This window comes from Listeria sp. ILCC792 (assembly GCF_900186135.1).
In the GTDB taxonomy this organism is placed as follows: Bacteria; Bacillota; Bacilli; order Lactobacillales; family Listeriaceae; genus Listeria; species Listeria goaensis.
The window spans coordinates 1-22,914 of the sequence record NZ_FYBO01000004.1 but is presented as its reverse complement, the minus strand read 5'-3'; the positions used below and the strand labels follow the sequence as shown (position 1 = coordinate 22,914).

25 protein-coding genes are annotated in these 22,914 nt (G+C 41.5%); 9 read left to right on the top strand and 16 right to left on the bottom strand.

Going from position 1 to position 22,914, the window contains the following annotated elements:
• Positions 1-33 precede the first annotated feature (33 nt).
• On the bottom strand, positions 34-663 hold the full coding sequence (locus CFS60_RS06060) for an SDR family oxidoreductase (protein ID WP_088809812.1): 630 nt from the start codon (positions 661-663) through the stop codon (positions 34-36).
• A 173-nt stretch (positions 664-836) separates the two neighbouring features.
• On the opposite strand from CFS60_RS06060, the gene CFS60_RS06055 reads away from it, so the two are divergent.
• Positions 837-1,034: a hypothetical protein gene (locus CFS60_RS06055; protein ID WP_088809813.1), complete on the top strand. Its 198-nt coding sequence runs from the start codon at positions 837-839 to the stop codon at positions 1,032-1,034.
• Positions 1,035-1,120: 86 nt separating this feature from the next.
• Here the strand turns inward: CFS60_RS06055 and CFS60_RS06050 are convergent, their stop codons facing one another.
• Positions 1,121-2,116: an NAD(P)/FAD-dependent oxidoreductase gene (locus CFS60_RS06050; RefSeq protein ID WP_088809814.1), complete on the bottom strand. Its 996-nt coding sequence runs from the start codon at positions 2,114-2,116 to the stop codon at positions 1,121-1,123.
• A 425-nt stretch (positions 2,117-2,541) separates the two neighbouring features.
• Here CFS60_RS06050 and CFS60_RS06045 point away from each other — a divergent pair, with 425 nt between their 5' ends.
• Positions 2,542-3,753 carry an NAD(P)/FAD-dependent oxidoreductase gene (locus CFS60_RS06045; protein WP_088809815.1) on the top strand — a complete coding sequence of 404 codons (1,212 nt, stop codon included), beginning with the start codon at positions 2,542-2,544 and terminating at the stop codon, positions 3,751-3,753.
• A gap of 342 nt (positions 3,754-4,095) precedes the next feature.
• Here CFS60_RS06045 and CFS60_RS06040 read toward each other — a convergent pair whose 3' ends face one another.
• On the bottom strand, positions 4,096-4,509 hold the full coding sequence (locus CFS60_RS06040) for a hypothetical protein (RefSeq protein ID WP_240310352.1): 414 nt from the start codon (positions 4,507-4,509) through the stop codon (positions 4,096-4,098).
• Positions 4,510-4,598: 89 nt separating this feature from the next.
• The gene (locus CFS60_RS06035) at positions 4,599-5,081 is read right to left on the bottom strand and encodes a divergent PAP2 family protein (protein ID WP_088809817.1); all 483 of its coding nucleotides are present in this window, start codon (positions 5,079-5,081) and stop codon (positions 4,599-4,601) included.
• Between the two features lie 118 nt (positions 5,082-5,199).
• Here CFS60_RS06035 and menI point away from each other — a divergent pair, with 118 nt between their 5' ends.
• On the top strand, positions 5,200-5,571 hold the full coding sequence (gene menI, locus CFS60_RS06030) for a 1,4-dihydroxy-2-naphthoyl-CoA hydrolase MenI (protein WP_088809818.1): 372 nt from the start codon (positions 5,200-5,202) through the stop codon (positions 5,569-5,571).
• Positions 5,572-5,612: 41 nt separating this feature from the next.
• On the opposite strand, the gene mnhG is transcribed toward menI, so the two are convergent.
• The 8 genes from mnhG to CFS60_RS05990 form a co-directional block, all read right to left on the bottom strand.
• Complete coding sequence (gene mnhG / locus CFS60_RS06025) at positions 5,613-6,197, bottom strand: monovalent cation/H(+) antiporter subunit G (protein ID WP_088809819.1); 585 nt, start codon at positions 6,195-6,197, stop codon at positions 5,613-5,615.
• Positions 6,181-6,468: a Na(+)/H(+) antiporter subunit F1 gene (locus CFS60_RS06020; RefSeq protein WP_088815737.1), complete on the bottom strand. Its 288-nt coding sequence runs from the start codon at positions 6,466-6,468 to the stop codon at positions 6,181-6,183. Before CFS60_RS06020 ends, mnhG begins: the two co-directional genes overlap by 17 nt.
• Positions 6,465-6,944 carry a Na+/H+ antiporter subunit E gene (locus CFS60_RS06015; RefSeq protein WP_088809821.1) on the bottom strand — a complete coding sequence of 160 codons (480 nt, stop codon included), beginning with the start codon at positions 6,942-6,944 and terminating at the stop codon, positions 6,465-6,467. Before CFS60_RS06015 ends, CFS60_RS06020 begins: the two co-directional genes overlap by 4 nt.
• 6 nt (positions 6,945-6,950) lie before the next feature.
• Positions 6,951-8,435, bottom strand: a complete 1,485-nt coding sequence (locus CFS60_RS06010) for a Na+/H+ antiporter subunit D (RefSeq protein ID WP_088809847.1) — start codon at positions 8,433-8,435, stop codon at positions 6,951-6,953.
• On the bottom strand, positions 8,428-8,775 hold the full coding sequence (locus tag CFS60_RS06005) for a Na(+)/H(+) antiporter subunit C (RefSeq protein WP_088809822.1): 348 nt from the start codon (positions 8,773-8,775) through the stop codon (positions 8,428-8,430). Before CFS60_RS06005 ends, CFS60_RS06010 begins: the two co-directional genes overlap by 8 nt.
• Positions 8,776-9,198 carry a Na(+)/H(+) antiporter subunit B gene (locus CFS60_RS06000; protein ID WP_088809823.1) on the bottom strand — a complete coding sequence of 141 codons (423 nt, stop codon included), beginning with the start codon at positions 9,196-9,198 and terminating at the stop codon, positions 8,776-8,778.
• The gene (locus CFS60_RS05995; RefSeq protein ID WP_088809824.1) at positions 9,185-11,599 is read right to left on the bottom strand and encodes a Na+/H+ antiporter subunit A; all 2,415 of its coding nucleotides are present in this window, start codon (positions 11,597-11,599) and stop codon (positions 9,185-9,187) included. Before CFS60_RS05995 ends, CFS60_RS06000 begins: the two co-directional genes overlap by 14 nt.
• Before the next feature lie 385 nt (positions 11,600-11,984).
• Complete coding sequence (locus tag CFS60_RS05990; protein ID WP_088809825.1) at positions 11,985-13,193, bottom strand: lmo2377 family MFS transporter; 1,209 nt, start codon at positions 13,191-13,193, stop codon at positions 11,985-11,987.
• A 238-nt stretch (positions 13,194-13,431) separates the two neighbouring features.
• On the opposite strand from CFS60_RS05990, the gene CFS60_RS05985 reads away from it, so the two are divergent.
• Positions 13,432-14,019 (top strand): peptidylprolyl isomerase, encoded by a 588-nt coding sequence (locus tag CFS60_RS05985; RefSeq protein ID WP_088809826.1) that lies wholly within the window; start codon positions 13,432-13,434, stop codon positions 14,017-14,019.
• A gap of 36 nt (positions 14,020-14,055) precedes the next feature.
• Here the strand turns inward: CFS60_RS05985 and CFS60_RS05980 are convergent, their stop codons facing one another.
• Entirely contained in the window at positions 14,056-15,417 is a 1,362-nt protein-coding gene (locus CFS60_RS05980; RefSeq protein ID WP_088825706.1) for an aspartate kinase, read from the bottom strand.
• A gap of 225 nt (positions 15,418-15,642) precedes the next feature.
• Here CFS60_RS05980 and CFS60_RS05975 point away from each other — a divergent pair, with 225 nt between their 5' ends.
• A complete protein-coding gene (locus CFS60_RS05975) occupies positions 15,643-15,954 on the top strand; it encodes a PTS sugar transporter subunit IIB (protein ID WP_088809828.1) in 312 nt (103 codons plus the stop codon).
• A gap of 37 nt (positions 15,955-15,991) precedes the next feature.
• Here the strand turns inward: CFS60_RS05975 and CFS60_RS05970 are convergent, their stop codons facing one another.
• The 3 genes from CFS60_RS05970 to CFS60_RS05960 all read right to left on the bottom strand — a co-directional run bounded on the left by CFS60_RS05970 (position 15,992) and on the right by CFS60_RS05960 (position 19,165).
• A complete protein-coding gene (locus tag CFS60_RS05970) occupies positions 15,992-16,672 on the bottom strand; it encodes an ABC transporter ATP-binding protein (RefSeq protein WP_088809848.1) in 681 nt (226 codons plus the stop codon).
• Positions 16,672-17,769 carry an ABC transporter permease gene (locus CFS60_RS05965; protein ID WP_088809829.1) on the bottom strand — a complete coding sequence of 366 codons (1,098 nt, stop codon included), beginning with the start codon at positions 17,767-17,769 and terminating at the stop codon, positions 16,672-16,674. The genes CFS60_RS05970 and CFS60_RS05965 overlap by 1 nt, the downstream gene beginning before the upstream one ends.
• Positions 17,770-17,995: 226 nt before the next feature.
• Positions 17,996-19,165: a MalY/PatB family protein gene (locus CFS60_RS05960; protein ID WP_088809830.1), complete on the bottom strand. Its 1,170-nt coding sequence runs from the start codon at positions 19,163-19,165 to the stop codon at positions 17,996-17,998.
• Between the two features lie 165 nt (positions 19,166-19,330).
• Here CFS60_RS05960 and yugI point away from each other — a divergent pair, with 165 nt between their 5' ends.
• The 4 genes from yugI to CFS60_RS05940 all read left to right on the top strand — a co-directional run bounded on the left by yugI (position 19,331) and on the right by CFS60_RS05940 (position 22,540).
• A complete protein-coding gene (yugI, locus tag CFS60_RS05955; protein WP_088809831.1) occupies positions 19,331-19,681 on the top strand; it encodes a S1 domain-containing post-transcriptional regulator GSP13 in 351 nt (116 codons plus the stop codon).
• Between the two features lie 185 nt (positions 19,682-19,866).
• The gene (locus CFS60_RS05950; protein ID WP_088809832.1) at positions 19,867-20,289 is read left to right on the top strand and encodes an NUDIX hydrolase; all 423 of its coding nucleotides are present in this window, start codon (positions 19,867-19,869) and stop codon (positions 20,287-20,289) included.
• A 75-nt stretch (positions 20,290-20,364) separates the two neighbouring features.
• On the top strand, positions 20,365-21,717 hold the full coding sequence (locus tag CFS60_RS05945) for a glucose-6-phosphate isomerase (protein WP_088809833.1): 1,353 nt from the start codon (positions 20,365-20,367) through the stop codon (positions 21,715-21,717).
• A 64-nt stretch (positions 21,718-21,781) separates the two neighbouring features.
• Positions 21,782-22,540, top strand: coding sequence for a DeoR/GlpR family DNA-binding transcription regulator (locus CFS60_RS05940; protein ID WP_088809834.1), 759 nt, complete (start codon positions 21,782-21,784; stop codon positions 22,538-22,540).
• The last annotated feature ends 374 nt before the right edge of the window (positions 22,541-22,914 follow it).

Genomic DNA, 22,914 nt, shown 5'->3' with positions numbered 1-22,914 from the left:
ATAAATCAAAAGCCGAGGAAATCCTCGGCTTTTTTAGTGAATATAATTGGAGATAGGAGTTTGACCATTTTGGAAAGTATAAATTTTCCTGTATGTGGTCGCCTCAGACAAAATAGCGCACGCAAATTGTGCGACATCAGCGCGGGTGATAGTAGCTTGGCCAAATTCGCTAGCATCGTCCACAAGCCCCGTAGGCGAGTCGTTTGTTAAAGTGACGGGACGCAAAATGGTGAAGTCTAACTGACTTGCTAACAGCGCATTGTCGGCATGACCTTTTGCGGTTAAGTAATTTGCGAGCGATGCGGGACCTTTTTCAGGTTCGCCAGCTAAAATGGAGCTGATTAGAATGAAACGCTTAATATTTTTTTCTTCGGCAAATTGAATGGCTTTGATGGCGCCATCTTGGTCAACGCTAATGGTTTTTTCGGGACCTGTATGCCCGCCAGAACCGGCGGCAAAAATGACGGCGTCGATTTCATCGTAAGCGTAGCTAAAATCTTTTTCTAAATCAGCAATAATGGGCTTGCCACCTAGTTTTTCTAATTCGTCCATTTGGCTTGCTTTACGAATCATGGCGCGCACAAAGAAACCTTTTTCCAGTGCCAACTCGCGCACAATTTGCTTTCCAATTTGACCGTTTGCTCCAATAACTAAAACATTCATAAATTGGCCTCCTTTTAGTTTTGGTAGTTGTCTTTTTCCCCTGACGGAGCAAAATAAAACTGAGGCTGAAAATTCTGAACAGTCTACACAAAATGTGAAAATTATGCTTACATTTGTTATTTAGGACTAAAAATAGGGTTTCTAGGGTATTTTACGTTTTGAAGCCTCGTTTTATGATACCATTTAATCATAGAGAAAAAAGAATATATGAGGTGATAAATTTGTTAAGGAGGATACGCGCAAAACTCAGAGAGAAAAAAGAAGAAAGTGCCACGATGGAACGTGAGTTGGCAGAGCTTAAGGTAAGAATGCGGAACATTCAGGAACAGATTTACAATGATAAAGATAGACGCTTAATTAAGCATCAATAAATAAAAAGATGATGAAAAGAAAGACACTATGATAGGGTTTTTACGAGTAAAAGGAACTTAGCTGAAGAGCTAGGTTCCTTTTTGGTTTAAGCGAACATGGATGTGGAGTGCATCGGTTGAACGCGTGCTGTCGGGTCGATGAAATTAATGGCATTATTGACGGCTGTCGGCGCTTCGCCAAATCCAGTGGCGATGAGTTTAACTTTGCCGTCATACGTACAAATATCGCCTGCGCTATAGATGCCGGGAATCGATGTTTCCATTTTTGAATTCACGACAATGGAGTTTCTTTCGATAGTTAGACCCCAGTCTTTAATAGGACCAAGTTGGCTCACGAAGCCGTAATTAACGATAAAATCATCAATTTCGAGCGTTTCTGTTCTAGAACCTTTTACTTCGTCTAAAACAATTCGTTCGATGCCCGCTTCTGTCCCGTGTAGCGCAGTTGGAATGAATGGGGTTAAAACTGTTACGGAAGACTTTTCAAGGTTTGCGACACTATGCTCATGCGCGCGAAACGCTCCACGTCTATGAATAATCGTAACTGATTTCGCGATAGGTTCAAGCATTAATGCCCAGTCGACTGCTGAATCACCGCCGCCACAAACAGCAACACGTCGCCCTTTAAAGCGATTTAAGTCGTTGATAAAATAGTGCAAATTCGCACCCTCAAATTGCTCCGCCTCTTTTAATTGAAGTTTACGCGGTTCAAACGCACCGTTTCCGGCTGTAATAATGATGGTCTTGCTATAATGAACATCTTTCGTCGTAGTAATTTCAAATGTGCCGTCCGCTTGTTTTTCCACTTGCAAAACGGCTTCTTCAAGACAAATACTAGGATTGAACGGTTGCATTTGCTCAGTTAAATTATTGATAAGTTCTTGGGCACGCACAGCTTTAAATCCGGGAATATCATAAATATATTTTTCAGGATAAAGCGCGGTTAATTGGCCACCTAGTTGGGGTAAACTTTCGATGATTTTCACATTGGCTTTGCGCATGCCGGCATAAAAAGCTGCGAAAAGTCCAACGGGGCCGCCGCCGATAATGGTTATATCATAAATTTTGGTTTTATCATCCAAAATAAACTCCCCTTTCAATCAAATAATATATCCATTCTAGCATAAAAAAATTAAAAGCGATGCAACTTTTGCTTAAAACCATATGTTTCGAATTTCACAATGTTGGGTAGGAGGACTATATGGGGGAAATTTCCAGTACACCATACCAATTTTTGTTAAAATATGAACAAAACGGTCTAAATAATTAGCAGTTGCATTTCAAGGTGTGAAAAATGACTGTACCACTTAGAAAGCCTTAAATGTACCAATTTTTCTAAGCATCAATTCTTGAAATACTTGCCTAAAACGTCTATCATAGAAACTATAAGTGGAACATTTCACTTAAGGTAGATTTTTAGCGCAATCTACATAAGAAACACGGAGAATATTCGCGATTTAATTTAGTTTGTGAAAAAAATATAAAGGGAAAGTAGATGTGATTACAGATGAATAAACCGAAAATCGTCATTCTAGGTGCTGGTTACGGTGGATTAAAAACGTTAAAGAAATTGCAAAACTCAAATGCAGATGCTGAACTTGTACTTGTAAACAAGAATGACTATCACCACGAAACGACTTGGTTGCATGAGGCAGCGGCAGGGACACTTGAACCTGAAAAACTCGTGTATCCCTTAGACAAAGTCATTGATCCAAGCAAAACCACTTTTATTCAAGATACGGTTGTAAAAATCAATAAAGAAGAGAAAACGGTGTCTTTAACGAATAATGGTGAGGTTTCCTATGATTATCTGTTAATTGGTTTAGGTTCGGAAGCTGAAACTTTCGGTATTGCTGGATTGAAAGAATATGCGTTAACGATTACGAGTGTGGAATCTGTTAAGAAAATTCGCGCCCACATTGAATCACAATTTGCGAAGTGGAAAACGGAGCAAAAAGACGAACTGCTAACGATTATCGTTGGTGGTGCAGGATTTACGGGCATTGAGTTCTTAGGGGAACTAACTAATCGTATTCCTGAACTTGTGAAAATGTATGACGTACCGCGCGAAAAAGTACGCATTTTCTGCTTGGAAGCATCGCCTAAAGTATTGCCACAATTTGATGCGAAATTAGTAGATTATGGCGTGGGCGTTTTGGAAGACCGCGGCGTAGAATTCTTAGTTGGGAAACCAGTAAAAGAAGCGACCGCAGAAGGCGTGAAATATGCTGCAAGTGAAAATGAAGTGAAAGAAATTAAAGCGGGCACAATTATTTGGGCAGCCGGCGTTCGTGGCAACAGTGTAATTGAAGCTTCTGGATTTGAACAAGGCCGCGGCCGTGTGAAAGTGAATAACAACTTAACTGTGCCAGGCAATGAAGAAATTCTTATCGTAGGCGATTGCTCACTAATCATTAACCCAGCCAATGATCGTCCGTACCCACCAACTGCACAAATCGCGATGCAACAAGCCGATATCGCGGCTATAAATTTAGCGAAACTTGCAACTGGCGACACGGATCTTGTTGATTTCGAGTATCACGAAAAAGGAACAGTTTGTTCTATCGGCGATAACGACGCCATCGGAATTGTGTTCGGCAAAAACTTAAAAGGCTACCCCGCATCTGTGATGAAAAAGGTTATCGATGACCGGGCACTGCTCCAAATCGGCGGACCTAGCGTGATGGTGAATAAAGGTAAGTTTAAGTTTTATAAATAGCAGTTATCTATCAAAATAGCAAGCATGAATCTCGTGATACTTCCATTTTGAGAATGGAGAGGTTACGGGATTTGTGCTTGTTTTTGTTTGCTCATAATAATTGAAAAATTTGATTTTTGGTGCAACAGATAATATAAGTTTGCAAGGTCATAAAATGTGATACAGTGAAAGGGTGGCATGCGTCAACATAATTTTCTAGTAAACGCCATTACAGCAGAAGTAGATTGGCGCATCATCATAAACTCGTTAGCAAGATTTATTATGATATAAGCAAATCGTCCTCCAAAAGTTAGACAATAAATCTAACTTTTGAAGGACGATTCTTCATATCTTTTCGACGCCTCACACTGAATGATACCCATTCACCAATGTCAAGCAAGCTGACGCTTCTATTCTACGGATTTCTAAAATCACCTCGAAAAGCGCTTCTTGTGAGCACATTAATGTTTTCTTTTCGTAATGAATCATTAAGAACTCGGTCATTGCTGTAAAAAAAGTTTCTAAATTTATATAAGCGTCATGAAATGGTGTTTGCATATCACGGCGGTCTTCAACAATTTCATTAAGGTAAGGAATACTCTCGTTTTTTCCAAAACAGTGCAGTGTTTCTTTAAAAAGAAGGATAGCTTCGCGGCGCTCGGCATCTAAAAAACCTATGGCGTGTCTGCGAATCGCATATTCTTCTGAGCGAACATAATAGGTGCTCAACCAGTAATTAACGAGTTCTTCGGTTCGGGTGTCTAAGAATTTTACCACGGTAATCAAAAATATCACTTCCTCTGTTCCAGCATTATCTTCATTTTAGCATGATGAAAATAGAAATGCTGTGACAGATTGGTGAATCTTTACAAACTTCCCATCAAAAAGGCGATTAAAAAGCCAATTATTATACCGGTGATGGCGCCGAAGAAAACTTCCATCGGTTTATGCCCCAAAAGTTCCTTTAAATGTTTTTGTTTTTCAGCTTGTTCAGAAGCCGTTAAACCTTTCGCATGTTCCACAAATTCTTGGAAATCACTCACAAGTTTATTTAAAACCGCAGCTTGTTCCCCTGCTTGGCGTCTAACGCCGGTCGCGTCAAACATGACGATGATGCCAAATACTACAGCAATCGCGAAAAATGGCGAACCTAAGCCATGTTCAATCGCAAGCGTGGTCATGAGAGCAGTCACAGCAGCAGAGTGGGAGCTAGGCATGCCACCAGTTGAAAACATTAGTCCCCATTCAAACCTTCCTGAAATCATCAAACGAATCGGAACTTTAACAAATTGAGCAAACAAAATGGCAACAATCGAGGCTACCAAAGGTACATTTTCAAAAATGGTCATAGCAATCTCCCCAGTCTTTCTTCTTTGTTCTTATTTTACCACAATCAAAATAATGAAAACCCAATTTTTGCCAAATTCCCGAAAAGCTTTATAATAAAAGAAAAAGGACGGTGAAAATATGGATTTTGGAGAAAATATCGGAATTGAAGTTGTGTCCGCTGAAAAAGGTTACGTTAAACTAAAATTGCCAGTTACGGATAAAGTGAAACAACCCTTTGGCTTTCTGCACGGTGGCGTTTCGGTGGCGCTCGCAGAACACGCAGCAAGCATTGGCGCCTCGCTATCAGTCGCAGAAGACGAAATCGCCTTCGGGCTAGACATCAACGCCAGTCATCTGAGGAGCGTTCAGAGTGGCGACATCTACGCTATAGCAGAACCTATACATATCGGTCGCACCACCCAAGTTTGGCAAGTTCAAATTGAAAGCGAAGACCAAATCATTTGCGTGAGCCGCGTAACAATTGCCGTCAAGAAAAAACGAATTGAGTAAACAAAAACCCGAAATCCTCACGTGGAATCGGGTTTTTTAATTTAATCGTCTTGTTTCTTTTCAGTATGGCTATCTTCTTGTTCGATGATTTGATTTTCCGAATCATCCGCCTCTTCCTCGATGGTCTGCTCGTCATGCTCGCGCTCTAAGTCCTCATTGCGTTCGCGGGCATCAATTTGTTCCTCGCGAAGCTCGTAGTCTAGGCGGTCCTCGAGTTCCTCTTTCTCCTGACGTGCTTTTTCAATTTGCTCCTGACGAATAATTAAATTTTTCCTTGCTTTAATTTCATCTTTCTTGACTGAACGCAATTGGTCGCGAATCCGAATTGCAAGCGGCACGCCTGTGTCATAGGCAGCACGGTTGATAAGATGGGAAGCGACAGGCGTCGTTAAATAAATAAAGAAAACGGCGAGCAAAACGCGGGCATTGAAACCTTCGCCGGAATGGAAAAAGAACCCAACAGTTGCGAATAAGAGAATGCTAACACCGAATGTATTACTAATACCAGCCGCATGTGTGCGCGTATAGACGTCTGGCAGGCGAATGACACCAATAGCGGCTAAAATACTTAATAAACCGCCGAGGAGAACCATAATAGAAATAATGATTTCAATTATCACGTTCACGATCAATCACCTTGCCTTTCTCAATAAATTTGGAGAAGGAAACCGTTCCGATAAACGCAAGAAGCGCAATTAAAAGAATGACGTCTAAATAGGCATTTGTGTCATAAAACATTGATAGAAGTGCGACAGTGGCGACTAAATTCATGCCGATAGAATCGAGTGCCACGACTTTATCTGACGTAGTAGGACCTTTTAAAATACGGTACAAGTACAGGAAAGTGGAAATGGAATAAAGTAAAAGTGCGATGGATAGGGCAATCTTTAAAATCATCCGTGAAACACCTCCATAATGGCACCCTCATATGATTTTCGAATGGTGGCAATTTCTTCTTCGATATTTGGAACATGTAGCGAATGAACATAAATTGATTTATAATCGTCAGAAATATCAATGGAGAGCGTTCCAGGCGTGAGCGTAATCATAAGCGCAAGCATGGTTACTTCCCAGTCAGTTTCTAACAAAGTATCATATCTAAAAATCCCTGGACGAATGTTCATATCCTTTTTTAAAATAATGCGGCTCACATGAATGGTCGATGCAATTAAATCGCGCAAAAAATTGTATAGCAACTTAATGAGCGCAAAAAGACGGAACAAGTAAAACGTTGAGCCAAGAAAACGACGCATGAAGAACAGTAGCACAATCCCTATCACAAAGCCGATAATAAATGTACCGAACGTGAAGGATGACTCAAGGAACATCCAAAAGCAAGCTAAAATAACGTTAATAATCAATTGAAACGCCATGTGTCATCACTCCTTTATCACAGCATTAATATAAATATTCGGATCGATAATTGGATCAACTGCATCGCTTATAAACGGATAAAGCGCGTTTGAAAAGACGCCGTATAAAACGGAACAAGCGAGTAAAATAACGACCGGAAACATCATTTTTTTATAGGGAATAGCGAGATTGAATTTGCCGCTTTTCTCACCCCAAAATCCGCGAGTGAACACTTTGATGAGTGACATTAAAACGAATAAGCTCGATAGCAGGATGACGATACCCCCGAAAATTTCGCCAGTACTAAAGGCGCCTTCTACCATCAATAGTTTTCCAAAAAATCCGCTCAGTGGTGGAATCCCGGCAATCGCTAAAATCGCGATGAAAAACGACCAGCCAAGTGTCGGCTTTACGGTCATTAAACCGCTGAATTTTTTCACCGTAGACGTGCCAGTAATCGCCATAATAACCCCGATTATGAGGAAAAGCGCCGATTTAATGATCATATCGTGAATCAGGTAGTAAACGGCACCGGTCATGGATTCGCGAGTCATGATGGAAACACTGAACAAAATCGCGCCAATCGCAATTAAAATGTTATAGATAACGATAGTTTTCATATCGTAATAACTAATAACCCCAATTACGCCTAGAATAATAGTTAAGAGCGCCAAAACCCCGAGGAGTGGCATCGCGAATGTGGTTTCTTTTGCGAAAAATAAGCTATACGTCCGAATAATTGCATAAACGCCAACTTTTGTTAAAAGTGCGCCAAAGAGGGCGAGGACTGGCATTGGTGGCGCGAAATAGGAGCCCGGTAGCCAGAAGTAAAGCGGAAAGAGTCCAGCTTTCAACCCAAAAACGAACAGAAACATAACGGCGGAAACGCTTATCATGCCTGTATTTGCACCGTTAAGGGCATTGATTTTTTGAGAAATATCCGCCATGTTTAGCGTACCAATCATTGAATATAAAATGCCGATTGAAACGACGAAAAAAGCAGAGCCGACCACATTGATGAGCAAGTATTTAATGGTCGCTTTCAGTTGGATTTGCGTGCCCCCAATGACGAGCAGGACGTAAGACGCCATGAGCATCACTTCAAAAAACACGAATAAGTTGAAAATATCACCTGTTAAAAAGGAGCCATTTACACCGACGATGAGAAACAGAACTGACGGGTAGTAAAGGAACTTTTCGCGGGCTTTGCCAATAGTGTAAAACGAATAAATGATAACGCAAGTTAACACTAAACTTGTTGTTACGACTAGAAGAGCGGCCAACATATCGGCTACGATTGTAATCCCAAAGGGCGCACGCCAATTGCCAATATTGAGCGTTGTGATACCGTTATTTTTTACATAAAAGAGTAAGAAAAGGTCTGAAGCAACAAGTAGTAAACTCATAATCAGAGCAATCGTGCGCTGAACGATGACTTTTTTTGGCACTAACATTAAAATAATAGCGCCGACTAGCGGGATAAAGATGGGCAGTAAAATAATATTATTCATCATCGGCTTCATGTCCTCTCGTTTTGGATACGCTCTCGCTGTCTAATTCTTGATAAGCTCGGTAAGCTAAAACTAGGAAAAAAGCGGTGACACCAAAGCTAATAACAATGGCGGTTAAAATGAGCGCTTGTGGCAGTGGATCATTATAAGAGGCGGTGACTTTCAAGCCTAAAATGGGCACATCACCACGTTTAATTCCGCCCATCGTTAAAACGAGCAAATTGACGCCGTGACTTAAAATCGCCGTTCCAATAATAATCCGCAATAAACTTTTTGATAAAATTAAATAGACAGCAGCGGCAAACATTAAGCCGATGAGGATAGACATTAATAATTCCATTTAGTCACTCTCCCCAATCGTTTGAATAATCGTCAGCGTTACGCCGACAACGACAAGATAGACGCCTAAGTCAAATAGTGTCGCAGTATGAAGGGACGTATCGCCTAGAACGGGCAAGTCGACATGCCCATATAAATGCGTCAAAAACGGCTTTCCGCTGAAAACACCCAGCAGCCCAGTACCTACGACGAAAATAAGACCAATAGCTGTAATGATTATCGTATTCATATTGAGCATGCTTTTCACCGTTTTAATATCGTAAGCAAGGAGGGTAAGCGTGATGGCGCCAGCGCTCGTAAGTCCAGCAACAAAGCCGCCGCCGGGATTATAGTGCCCCGCGAAAAAGAGGTGCAGTGAAAATAAAAAGATGATGAATGCCACCACTTTTGTAACATTGCGGAGCAGTACGTCATTGGTTTTCATTTTTATCCCTCCGTTTCGTAAGTCGTAGTTTAATCATTTGGAAAATCCCAATAGATGCAATAGCAAGAACAGTCGTTTCGAACAATGTATCAAAACCACGGAAGTCAACAAGAATCACGTTTACAATGTTCTTTCCGGCAGCTTCTTTATATGTGTTATCGATATAGTACTGCGAAATAGAATCATAAAACGTTGTATCGTAGGCAGATAATGCGACGAGTGTAATCGTGATGCCGACCCCAATACTTAAAAACGTTTTAACCGAAAAGAATCGCGGCTTTTCTTCAATATTACTAAACTGTGGCAAATGATAGAAGACGAGTAAATAGAGTACAACAGAAATCGTTTCAATCACGAGCTGCGTTAGCGCAAGGTCTGGAGCTCGAGCGATTACAAAGAAAATACTAATCGTGTAGCCCATCGCACCAAGCAAGATGATGGACGTAATGCGCGATTTCGAGAAGACCGTACCTACTAAGGTCACAAGAATTACCGCGGCTAAAACATAGTCCACAAGTGTGATAGCCGTTAAGTTATCAAAGTTAAAATTTAGCGAGCCTGTTAGAATGAGTGACCCAAGGACAAGAACAATAAAAGCAAATAACATGTAGTTCAAATAGGTGCGCAGCCACCCTGTCATGATGGTCATCGTCATGCGGTAGGAACCTTGTTCAAGGTAAGACATGCCTCTATCATAGCTTTTGCCAATTCGGAGCATTTTAGGTACTCGTGTTGTAATAAATGGCTTCCAGTAACGATGCGTCTTATAAACTAGTGTTCCAACAATGATGATGCCTATAGTCATAAGTAAGGCCGGTGTAATGCCGTGCCAAAGGCCGATGTGAATGTGGAAATCATCATTTGTCGCAAGCGATGGCACAATGGATTTCACAGCTGGTTCTAAAATTGGTGCGGCAATCAAATTGGGAAATAGCCCAATCAAAAGTACAAGTGATGCTAAAATCGATGGAGGTAGCAATAAGCCAAAAGGTGCCTCATGTGGTTTCTTTGGCAATAAGTACGGCTTTTGTTTGCCAGTGAAAGTCTTAAAGAAAATAATCATGCTATACGTAAACGTAAACACGCTAGCGATCCACGCGCTAATTAGAATAAATATTCCCCAAGTATCCGCATTCCAAAGATTAAGGTGCGTGAGGTTAACAAGGCTCTCTAAAAACATTTCTTTACTCAAAAAGCCGTTAAAAGGTGGTAATCCGGCCATCGCGAATGTTCCGATGAACGCGATTGTTGCGGTGATAGGCATGATGCGCATAAGTCCGCCGAGGCGTCTGATGTCACGTGTGCCGGTTTCGTGGTCGATAATCCCCGTCATCATAAACAGGCTTCCTTTGAATGTTGCATGGTTGAAAAGGTGGAAGACGGCAGCGACAACGGCAAGAACGTAAATATCATCGCTTAAATTATCAAAATGTAAGCTGGCGGCCCCGACTCCGAGCAGTGTCATGATTAAACCAAGTTGACTGATGGTGGAGTAAGCTAAAATGGCTTTCAAGTCATTTTTCTTCGTCGCATTAATCGAGCCCCAAAGGAGTGTAATGCTGCCGACAATGGTGACCGTCCAAAACCAAACTGATGAAACGGCAAAAAGCGGTGTAAAGCGTGCTACGATGTAAATACCTGCTTTAACCATTGTAGCGGAGTGAAGATAAGCGCTGACAGGTGTGGGAGCTTCCATCGCGTCAGGAAGCCAAATATGAAAAGGTACTTGAGCGGATTTTGTGAACGCGCCAAGTAAAATTAAAATCATTGCGGGAATGAAAAGGGCGTTTTGTGAGATAGCTTCACTAGCTGCGAGGATTTCCCGAATGGAAAAGCTATCCGTCATGATGTGCAGCATTAGGAATCCGCCGAGCATCATTAAACCGCCAAAAACAGTAATCATCATTGATTTTCTAGCGCCATAACGAGAACGCTCGCGGTGATACCAGTAGCCGATGAGAAGGAAAGAACTAATGGACGTCAATTCCCAAAATAGATAAAGAACGATGAGGTTATCACTAAGTACAACGCCAAGCATCGCTGTCATAAAAATCATCAGAAAGGCGTAAAAATTGTTTAAGCGTTCCTTGTTTTTTCCTAAATAATAAATAGAGTAGAACACAACAAGCGAACCGATTCCCGTAATTAAAAGGGCGAACAATAAGCTAAGACCGTCTACAACGACAGTGAAGTTAATTCCGTATTCAGGAATCCAAGCAAAGGTTTCTGTTGTAGCTCCCTGCATTGTTTCCGGAATAAAAGTTAAAAAGTAAATGAAGAGCACGATTGGAACCGGTAGAACAAGCCAACCAGTATGAATTTTTTTCGTCCACTTATAAATAAGCGGGATAATAAGTGCCACGATAAATGGCAGAATGATTGCAAGATGCAACAATGACAAAGTCGGTTCCTCCTTTTTAATAATCTATTTCAAACGTAACGTTTTTATTTTTTAAGCAAGTACTTACATTTTTTGAAAAAAAGCAAATACAATTTATTATAGCATACTTTTTTGGTGGAAAAAAAGGTGGAAAACTTGTTCTCTTAACAAGTTTTCCACCTTTCAGACTGATGACAAACGGCAATCTTCGGAGTTTTTGCCTGCGTTCCGCTCCGCTTCGCCTAACTTCTCACATGGTCGGGCAAACTACACCCTTCCTGTTTTCAGTCATCACGTACTCGAGTACGCTCCGGTGCAGTACTCGGCAATGCGTGAGAATCTCACTATTTGTCATCAGTCTGATTGTGTGTAGTCCGTTTTGAATGGCGCAAATTTATTTTTCTAATCAATCCACGTTCAGATGGCGTTTTCTATCCGCGTGAAGGGCGTAGAGTAAAATGAAGAAGGCGACGAAAAACATGCCGCTCATGAATAAAAAGACGTTGTTGATGCCGACGAAGCCCGCGAGCGTTCCACCAAGAATTGGCCCAATGACATTTCCTAAAAAACGCGCGCTTTGGTTATAACCAAGCATTTCGCCTTGCATCGCGCCAGGAGCAGCGAGTCGAATATACGCCGTGATACAAGGAACCATACCACCAATCGCAATGCCGAATAAAAAGCGAAAAATAATGAACGTCCATAAATGCGAGACGAACGCCTGCGGAATCACTGTGAGCGCCGCAAGTATTAGTAAAATATTTAAGATTTTCTCATAGCCATACTTATCGCCAAGACGCCCCCAACTACGCGTCATAACAAGATTACCAAACCCAGTAGCCGAGAAGGCAAGCCCAGACATGAAAGCGACGTTAGACGAATGCGTCATCTCCCCCACATAAAGCGCAAGGAGCGGTTGAACACTGAAGTTCGCAATTTGGATAAGCGCTGTAATGACCATCACTGTAAAGAGCACTCTTAGGGTGAAAATTTTCTTCAAGACGGCTCTCCGCGAATAAATTGGCCGACCTGTTTTTTGTGTTTCGCTTCGCACTTCCTTTAAACCAAAGGCAACGAGAAATGAAGCAATTAAAATCGCGATTCCCGTTACAGTAAAGGTGTTTTTAAAACCAAATAAATCCGCCATAGCACCACCAATTAGCGGACCGAATAGCATTCCTGTAACCCCGCCGAGTTGGAGCGTACCAAGGATTTTGCCGGCCTCGTGCTTATCCGTTTGGCGCGCGATAAACGCGTTTGAAATCCCGATAAACCCAGTGACTATCCCCATGAAGATTCGCAAAATAAACAAGTATGTCACGGAATGAGCAAAGCCCATTAGAAAAATACTAATCGCCATACCAAATGAAGTAAAGATGAGAATTTTTTTATAGCCAAATCGGTCGCCAATCCGTCCCCAAATCGGTGAAAATATAAAGGCGACTAGAAAGGTGACGCCGAATATGTAGCCAGCCCATTTTTGTACGTAAGCCGGATCATGGTCACCGAAAGTTTCAATATAAAGAGATAAGAAGGGCATAATCATCGTTGTGCTAGCAGACATAAGTAAATTCGCCAGCATGCAAATGTATAAATTGCGTTTTTTTACTGACATATTTTGACATCTCCGTTCGTTTTAGTTTCAAAACGCGCAGTTTTTTATTAGAATAAAGAAGTACTGAATAAATCAGAGCGGCAAGAGTCGCTCTTCTAACAAAAGGAGCGCCTCATGGTTAAAAAAATTATCATATGGACACTCGCAACAATTTTAGTGCTTTATATGGTTGCGGTTTTCGTAAATCTTTTAATAATCTGGTTTGGAAGGTAAATTATGACAAAGGAGCTAATCATATATGACATACCCACAATTATCAAAAGAAATCGCTGAGAACGAAATCTTAGCTGAAATGGTTACAAATCGCGGCACAATTAAGCTGAAGCTTTTCAAAGAGGTGGCACCAAAAACCGTTGAGAACTTTGTGACACACGCAAAAAATGGCTACTACGATGGCTTGATTTTCCACCGTGTTATCCCTGAATTTATGATTCAAGGCGGCGACCCTGACGGAATCGGAACAGGCGGTGAAAGCATCTGGGGTGAGGCATTCGAAGATGAGTTTTCAAAAAACGCATTTAACTTGCGTGGTGCTTTATCAATGGCCAATGCAGGTCCGAACACAAACGGAAGCCAATTCTTCATTGTACAAAAACCGGATATGCCAGTAGAAATGATTGGGCAAATGGAAGAAGCTGGTTTCCCTACAGAAATTATTGAAGCTTACAAAGAAGGCGGGACACCATGGTTAGATGGACGCCACACTGTTTTCGGTCATGTCATCGAAGGAATGGACGTTGTAGATAATATCGCAAGCGTTCAAACAGGCGCACAAGATAAACCAGTCCATGATGTTGTCATCGAAAAAATTAATATTGTTGAATAACAGAAAAAGCGAGTGACAAATTGTCCTCGCTTTTTATTATACCTCTACTTCTTGAAAAAATTCATTATAAAGGGCTTGAACGGCTGTACGTTCATCTTCTTTTTTGACGCCGAACATGATGCTAACCTCGGAAGAGCCTTGGTTAATCATTTCAATATTGACGTTTGCGTGAGAGAGGGCGCGGCTAGCTCGGAATGTTGTCCCAATGTTTTGACGCATTGCTTCGCCTACAATCATGATGAGGGAGAGGTTGTGCTGGATGGAAACTAGGTCGGCATTTAGTTTGTGCGTGAGTTCGTGGATTAGTTTTTTTTCTAACGCCGCATCAAGTTGATTTTCCCGCAAGATAATCGTTAAATCATCGATTCCAGACGGCATATGTTCATAGTTTAGTCCCGCTTGCTCTAAAATCTCGAGGACTTGTCTACCGAAACCGATTTCGCGGTTCATCAAATATTTGCTAATGTAAATGCTGCAAAATCCGTCATCGCTGGCAATCCCTACAACAGGACCATTCGAAGTATCTCTTTCATGAATCACACGCGTCCCAGTGCTTTCGGGGTTGTTCGTGTTTTTTATGTGGACTGGAATACCCGCCCGAAACGCTGGAATGAGCGCTTCGTCATGGAACACAGAAAAGCCGGCATAAGAAAGTTCACGCATCTCGCGGTACGTAAGTTCAGCCACTTGCTGGGGTTTTTTAACAATAGCAGGGTTTACAACAAAAACGGCATCAACATCGGTGAAGTTTTCATAAAGTTCCGCTTGAATTCCGTTTGCGACAATCGCGCCCGTAATATCTGAACCGCTACGTGAGAATGTTGTAATCTCACCAGACTTCGTATAGCCAAAGAAACCAGGAAAAACAACAAGTCCCGGGTAATCGCGAAGCGCGAAAAGATTATCATAAGACTCAGGCAAAACACGCGCATGAGCATGGTCTTCGGTCACGAAAAGCCCCGCGTCCTTAGGGTTAACATAAGTTGCAGGAAGACCTTTGTGGTTGAAAAACGCGGCAACTAATTTTGCGTTATTGTCCTCGCCGCTCGCTTTCATTTTATCCATAAATTGGTCGGGATTGGATTTATCAGATTGCAAAATGGTCGTTAAATTGTCGCTGATTTCCGATATGACGGCCTCGCTCATACCAGTATCCAACACAATATCGTGATAGCGTGCGACGATTTGATTGAAAATATCCGTCGTGTCTTCCGAAAGCAAGGCCTTTGCCGCGCAATCAATGAGAAGGTCAGTTACTTTCGTGTCATCTGAAAAACGCTTTCCAGGCGCAGAAACGACAATGATTTTGCGCATAGCATCACTTTTCACTACATCTAATACTTTATTCAGTTGAAGTCCGGAAGCTAGAGAGCTTCCACCAAATTTAACGACTTTCATGTATACAGCTCCTGTCTAGTTTAATTTAAGCGAAATTTTACGTATTTTCTGTCTATTATCGCTCTTTTGGGGGAAAAGTGCAATCTATTTTTAGTTTATTTTAAAAATGCGTGTGTATTTAGTGAGATAAAGTTGTTGATAACGTTTACTTGTTTAAAATACTACACGTATTGTATAATGAAGGTGTTACAACAATAGCCGTTTAATTGGAAAGGAAGAATAGAAATGAATAATATCGTTTTAATCTGTGCGGCAGGGATGTCCACAAGCTTACTCGTTACAAAAATGGAAAAAGCAGCCGCTGCAAAAGGCGATGAAGCAAAAATTGCTGCTTACTCAATAGCTGAAATTAATGAAGTTATTAAAGATGCTGATGTCGTGTTGCTTGGTCCGCAAGTGCGTTACCAAGAAAAAACAGTTAAAGATGCAGCCGCAGGACGCATTCCAGTTGACGTTATTGATATGATGGCATACGGGAAAATGGACGGCGAAACAGTTTACGCCCAAGCGCTTAAATTGATTGAAGAAAATAAATAAAAAAGTGTAGGAACATCGTTCCTACACTTTTTTATTGTTAACGTTCTTTCGTCAAACGCCCGTCTTCCATGCGGTAAACATGGTCACATAAGTCAAGCATGCGCTCATCATGCGTCACCATAATCGCCGCGCGCTCCGTGCCCTCTACTTCGCTACGGAGCAACTGTACAACCTCTCGACTCCGCTCAGTATCTAAGCTTGCCGTCGGTTCGTCCGCCAAAATGATGGACGGCGAATTAATTAAGGCCCGCGCAATCGCAACCCGTTGCTTTTCACCACCAGATAAATCTTTTGGATAAAAAGTTGTCCGAGTTTCGAGACCAAGGTGGTTCAAAAGGGAGACACTCTTTTCGGTCACCGCATCTTTATTTTGCTTCGCTTGTTGCCCGATAAAACGGACTTGGTCCACCACGCGAAGGTAAGGGACTAAGTGCGCCGCTTGAAAAATAAAACCAATTTCCGTCAGACGAATTTGCGTCTGTTCTTTTTTCGTTAGCTGACTAATTTCCTGCCCATTTAAAATGATTTTGCCATCTGTAGGCGTAAGTAGCGCCCCCGCCAGTGACAAGAAAGTACTCTTACCAGATCCACTCGGTCCAACAATCGCAATGAGCTCACCGCTGTTTGCTTCAAAATGGGTCTCACGCAAAGCATGAATCGTAGTGGGACCAGATTTATAGTTTTTCGTTACACCTTCAAATTGTAAAATTGGACGCATCATTCATCACCTCCGCGAATTGCATCAAGCGCATCAACCTTATTAATTTTCCACATCGAAAGCAGTGAACCAATCAGCGCTACAACGAAGAAAATCACGCTATATAAGCTAATTGTGAAGCTCGACAAGCGGAACGGCATCGCCTCAGGCAACACGTTCGGCAACAAGAGCGTAACACCAACACTGATTAAAATGCTTATGAGGGAAATCACGATAACTTGTGTGATCACGCTCACCGCGATATAGCCGGACTTGGTGCCTAGCGCTTTTAAAATCCCAAATTGTGTCGTCTTTTGAAGCGTCATCACATAGAAGAACGCCGTTAAAATAAAGCCGCCAATCACAATTAAGAAATAAATCATCATATTTAGCGTCATTTGTTCCGCCGAATAGCCCGGAATCTGGTCTAAAAATTCAGCTTGCGTTAAAACAGACAAGTCTTTGTTCGCTAAATTGACAGTATCGCCTTTAGGCTGGATTGCAATCGCGCTAACTTGCGGTGTTTTTTGGTGGTATAAAACTGGATTAATGGATTGCCAAGTCGGCATGTTGATGTAAACAACGGGCGCGTGACTATATTTTTTATTCTCCGTAAAACCAACAACCGTTAGCTCTTTGTTAAGTTGGTCGTCCATCAAAATATCGCCAAGTTTAATCCCATCTTTTTTCAAAGAAGAATCTACTACGATTTCATCGGGTTTCGTCACTTCAAGCCCTTTACCAGATGAAATTTTTGGATCGAGGAAAGTGCCAGGTTGAATGGCGAAAAAAGCGATACTGAACTTCTTATCATCACTTTCGCGTTTCAATGTTTGCATCGATTGCCCAAGCACCGCTGCTTCCTTCACGCTTTTATCCTCTTGAACACTTGCCAACTCGCTTTCATCAAAAAGTGAGCGTGACACTTTACCTTGCGCATCTTTCGCAATCGCATAAAACGGAACCCCGTTATCCGCAACAGCAGAAGCGTTATCGTATGCCAGACCATTTGCAAGGCCTGATAAAATCAGTGAGAGCAACATAATCAAAACCATGATGCCTGTCACAAGTATGTATCGCAATTTTGAATAGAGCATTTCACGTAGCCCTAAAAACATAACTTCTCCAACTCCTTTTACAAAAATAAAGAAAAAACGATTTTCCTCGTTCCTCCTAAAAACCATACTACAATTTTAGTATAACAAGGTTCCATGTGGTTTACCAAAAACCTGATTTACAGACGACGATATTTACCGCTTGTCGTCGTGCTAAACGTGCGTGATGCCTTTTGTGTAGCCTTTTCTACAAACTAAAACCAGACTATTTCAGTCTGGTTTTAGTTTACTATTTTTGAATCCCCGCAATTAGTGCAGCCACGCCTTTTTTAAGTGTTTCACGCGGACAAGCAATATTCAGGCGGATAAATTTATCGGCCACCGCGCCAAAACCTGACCCCATTTGAACGCCGCAACCCGCATCGATAATATCTTGATACAGCGTCGCTTCATCTTTTTTGAGCGCCCGTGCATCAAGCCACATCAGATAAGTCGCTTCAAGCTCCGTCACGCCGATTTCAGGACAATGCGTATTCAATTCCGCTTTGACATATTGGAAGTTTTCGTAAATATAATCGCGCAGCTCATCTAGCCATTCCGCACCTTCATTATAAGCCGCTTCAAGCGCGATTTGACCAAATTCATTAATGCCTGGCGCATGCACATATTGCTGTAACTCACGGAATTTCGCCCGGTAATCTGGATTATCAATAATCAAGTAGGACACTTTCAAAGCCGCCAAATTAAACGTTTTCGTTGGTGCCATCAGCGTAATAATTTGCTCCTTGTAATACGGTGCCACCTTAACAAGCGGCGTATGTACATGGTTTTTCATCACTAAATCCGCATGAATCTCGTCCGACACAATCGGCACATTATAACGTGCACAAAGCTCAACCAATTGCGTAAGTTCTTCTTTTTTCCAGGAAATTCCGCCCGGATTTTGCGGATTGCAAAGTAAAAATAGCTGAATATCATTTTGGGCAAGCTTCTGTTCCATGTCGGCAAAATCAATTTCAAACCGCGTGCCCGTGTGTTTTAACGGTGAAAGCACGACTTCGCGTTTCGTTTCATCGCCAGTCACCTTAAAAAACGGCGGATAAATTGGCGAATGCATCAAGACTTTCTCTGAAGGTTTCGTTAGCGCCCGAATCGCGAGTGAAATCGAAGGGACAACAGCGGCGTTATATAAAATCGCATCCGAATCCACATCAAATCCGTGCCGCGTTTTATTCCAATTCAAAATGGCTTTCGTCATGCCATCTTCACATTTCGTATAGCCGAAAACACCGTGGTCAACTCGTTTTCGGAAGGCATCTAAAACAGGCTTCGGCGCCCGGAAATCCATATCAGCAACCCACATGGGGATAATATCTTTCCTTCCAAATAAGGCTTCCGCCCCGTCCCATTTTTCAGAATTTGTATCTAGGCGCGGAATTACTTCATCAAATTGACTCATATTTAGTTCCTCCTTCGACAAGCATTTCTTTTTTTATAATGCCATTGTAACACAATTTTAGAAAGCTGCATCAGCTTTAATCAAAGTAATGAATAATTGTGGTAATCCTAAGCAAGTGGTATAATTGTACATTATCGGTATTTTGGAAAGTGGGTGTGTTTGTAGATGAGTACATTTAAAGTAGGCGACGTTGTAACAGGGAAAGTCGCAGGTATTCAAGGATACGGAGCGTTCGTGGCGCTTGATGATAAAACGCAAGGGCTTGTGCATATTTCAGAGGTGACGCACGGTTTTGTTAAAGATATCCATGATTTTTTAGAAATCGGACAAGAAGTGAAAGTCAAAATTCTTGATATGGATGAAGAAAATAATAAAATTAGTCTTTCGATTCGTGCGACCGAGGAAGTAAAACCAGAGAGAAATTCCTCGCCTAAAAAAGAAACAAAAGGTGCAGACGAAGGTTTTAACACACTCCGAGATAAACTGCAAGAATGGGTTGAAAAAGCAGATAAGTAAGCATGTTTGGAAACTTCTTTCGACAAGGAGCTTCCGAAGCTTTATTTCAAAAAGTCAGATAATTCACGTTTTAGTCAGTATTTCATCAATTGACAATTAGTCAAACTAAATTTAGGGTAATAGCCATTTCAGTTTTTAATTAGTTCAGGTAGTTTAATCATTTTCAAACGAAAAGGGAGGATACCATGAAAAGAACGATTAACGTTGAAGGATTTATCTACAATGAGAAAAAAGATGAGATTTTAGCAGTGCGTAAACGGGATCTTTCTTGGGGGTTCCCGGGGGGCGTAGTTGAGAAAGACCAGACAATGGAAGAAGCGCTCGTTCTTAAAGTGAAACAACAAACGAATGTGACGATTTCCGTCGACAGTCTCCTTTTTTGTAAAGAGCGCAGGACAGAGTGGGAACACGTTTGCACAATTGTGTTCCGTGCAACTGCAATGGGGGATTTTAATTGGCCAGAAAACGATGAAAGTGTCTTTCGTGTGAAATGGTTGTCGATTCCTACAGCAGACAGCCTTCTCGAGTTAGAAAAGACGCCGCTCAATAAACTGATTTTTGACAAAGGTGTGCTCTATGATCATCATAATGAATTTCCTGTCAGCTAGCGACAATCCTTGCTAAAGTTCGCCTTTTGAGATAAAGTTAAAACAGAAATCTTTATAATTTTTGGAGGGAAAATAATGACACACATTAGTTTTGATTATTCCAAAGCATTGCGTTTTTTTGAAGAACGCGAATTAGCGTACATGGAACCTGCAGTAAAAGCAGCACATGATATGTTACATAACGGTACTGGTGCGGGAAGTGACTATCTTGGCTGGGTTGATTTGCCAAGTAACTACGATAAAGAAGAATTCGCACGCATTTTAAAATCAGCAGAAAAAATTAAAAATGATTCCGAAGTTTTAATCGTCATCGGTATCGGCGGCTCCTACTTAGGGGCACGCGCCGCGATTGAAACACTAAATCATTCCTTCTATAATGTGCTGGATAAAGCAGAGCGTAAAACGCCACAAGTTTTCTTCGCAGGAAACAGCATTAGCTCCACTTATTTACACGATTTAATCGAAGTTGTTGGCGATCGTGATTTCTCTGTAAACGTAATTTCAAAATCAGGTACAACAACAGAGCCCGCCATCGCATTCCGCGTATTTAAAGAACTCTTAGAGAAAAAATACGGCAAAGAAGAAGCGAAATCACGTATTTATGCCACAACAGATAAAGCAAAAGGCGCGCTTAAAACATTATCTGATAACGAAGGCTATGAAACTTTCGTAGTTCCAGATGATGTTGGCGGTCGTTTCTCTGTACTAACTGCAGTAGGACTTCTACCAATCGCAGTGAGCGGTGTAGACATTAAAAAAATGATGGAAGGCGCAGAAGCTGCATCTAAAGACTTCTCAAAACCTTCTTTAAAAGAAAATATCGCGTATCAATATGCGGCAGCACGTAACGTGCTGTACAGAAAAGGCAAGGTAACAGAGCTTTTAATCAGCTACGAACCAGGTTTGCAGTACTTCAATGAATGGTGGAAACAATTGTTTGGCGAAAGCGAAGGAAAAGACCAAAAAGGCATCTACCCATCCAGCGCGAGCTTCTCAACTGATTTACATTCACTAGGTCAGTACATTCAAGACGGTCGTCGTAATCTTTTCGAGACGGTAGTCAAAGTGAAAACTCCGCGTCATAATTTAACCATTAATAAAGAAGAAGTTGATCTTGACGGTTTAAACTATTTAGCAGGTGAAACGGTTGATTTCGTGAATACAAAAGCATTTGAAGGAACGCTTCTTGCGCATACTGACGGCGAAGTACCGAATTTTGTAGTCGAAGTGCCAGCGCTTGACCCATACACATTCGGCTACCTTGTTTACTTCTTTGAAAAAGCAGTAGGCATTAGCGGTTACTTAAACGGCGTGAATCCATTTGACCAACCAGGTGTGGAAGCTTACAAAGCAAACATGTTCGCGCTCCTAGGTAAACCAGGTTTTGAAGAGAAAAAAGCGGAACTTGAAAAACGCTTAAACGACTAAAATGTTCGAGGAGTCCTTGCGTTTCGTAAGGGCTCTTTTCTTTTGTAGGAAAGGAGAAAAAATAATGCTCTCTATTGAACGAAAGCGCGCGATTGTCCAATATGTACGCTCAAGAAAAATTGCAACGGTAAGCGAACTTGCGAAACACTTTGAAGTTCACGAAGCCACCATCCGCCGCGATTTAACAGCACTAGAAAAAGACAAAAAACTAAAGCGAACCCACGGTGGCGTTATGATAGAAGAAAAGGTCGTTTCAGAACCCGATTGGAAGAAACGAAGCGAAGTCCGCTATGAAGAAAAAAAGAAAATTGCGACCTATGCTGCGGAAATGGTCGAAGAAGGCGACACGATTCTACTTGATGCTGGTACTACAACGGGTCATATCGCAGAAGCGCTAAAAGAACGTTCAGGCCTAACCGTCATCACAAATGATATCAATGTAGCTTCCATTTTGCGTTTCTCAAAATCAAAAATTATTGTAACAGGTGGAGTCGTCTATCCAGAAACCTACATCTTAAACGGCATGATTACAAGTGGCACCCTGCGCAATTTGCACGTCCACAAAGCATTCGTGACAACTCCGGCTTTAGATAGCGACAAAGGTTTAATGCACTACGACGAATATCTCGTCCCCGCCAAACAAGAAATGATCCACTCCGCCGACGAAGTCATTCTCGTGACCGACCATACAAAATTCGGCCGACTGTCACTATATAAATATGCAGAACTCGATGACCTCTCGTATATTATTACAGGAAGCGAAATTGATCCCGTTCTAAAGCTACAGTTTGAAGAAAAAGGAGTTCAAATATACATTACCTAAACGTGCTAAAATAATCATTTATACAGTCAAAAACAAATTGTTTTTCAGGATATTAAAAAAAAATGAGAAAAACTATTGACGAATGCATAAAAAGTTGGTATATTTATAAACGTTGCTGATGCGTTAAGCGCGCACAGGACAAAAGAAAGAATGACCTTTGAAAACTGAACAAAACGAAGATGAAAAAGCGATGAAACAGATGTTTCACCAATCAATTCATAGGACAGGAAACAAAAAGATGTTTCCAAAAAAAGTAAGAAACAAGCTAGCAAAGTCAATTTGTGACGCTAAGGAAACTTATTCACGGTGTTGAATAAGTATTCAAATTCGATTTATTTTAAAGAGAGTTTGATCCTGGCTCAGGACGAACGCTG